This window comes from Arthrobacter sp. SDTb3-6 (genome assembly GCF_013376095.1).
GTDB lineage: Bacteria > Actinomycetota > Actinomycetes > Actinomycetales > Micrococcaceae > Specibacter.
On record NZ_JAAMFN010000133.1, the window covers coordinates 1 to 765 of the forward strand.

A 765-nucleotide genomic window follows, 5' to 3' on the forward strand; every position below is an offset into this window, starting at 1 on the left:
CCGGGGGTGTTCGTCACCGGGTCCACCAGGAGGCGCAGGAACGTCCCGGCCCCGGCCAACAGCTTGCGTGCGGTTTCTTCGGTGATGGGGCCGTGTCCGGCGAGTTCAGCCGGTTCATTCCTCACCCCGGGCGGGCCCAGCACCGGGACGGTGACGATGAGCTGTGCCGCCGGCAGGGGAGGTTCGGCCACGACAGCCCCGTCCCGCACCGCATCCAGCTGGTCCAGGTGGTCCTGCACGGGGTCCTCCAACACACCATCGACCACCCCGCCGGCCACACCGGCGGCCAGGCCTTCCACGATCCCCGCCAACCCCGCACGCCCAGCAACCGGCCCAGCAACCGGCCCAGCAACCGGCCCACCACCGGGCACCGGAACCCCGCCATCGGAACCGGCATCCGAAGCCACCAAACTGCCAGCGACAGGGCCGCGACAGGGCGGTCCCCTGCGGCGGGGCGGTCCCTTGCGGCGGGGTTCTCCGTACCGGGACGGTGACGATCAGCAGGGTGGTTCCCTGCGGTGGCAGGTCCGGTGTTGGGGCTGAGGGTGCCGGTCTGGATGATGTTTTCCGGTCGTTTGGCGGGTTTTTCGTCCAGGGCGTCCTGTTTTGGGGTTTGCGGGCCGAGAGCGGGCGCCCGTGGCGGATCGACCCAGTCCGGGAGCACGTCAATGAGCTGCAACCCCGCATACGCACCCCCACCGGCATCACCGGCACCACCGGGCCTGTCGGGGCGGGTGGGGTGGGAGGGGTCCGCCAGGGCCGGGA

The 765-nt window shown here is 71.5% G+C and carries 1 pseudogene; it reads right to left on the reverse strand.

The window, feature by feature from the left end:
• A pseudogene (locus G6035_RS19645) lies at window positions 1-299 on the reverse strand (endonuclease); the annotation flags it as partial.
• Window positions 300-765: the final 466 nt, after the last annotated feature.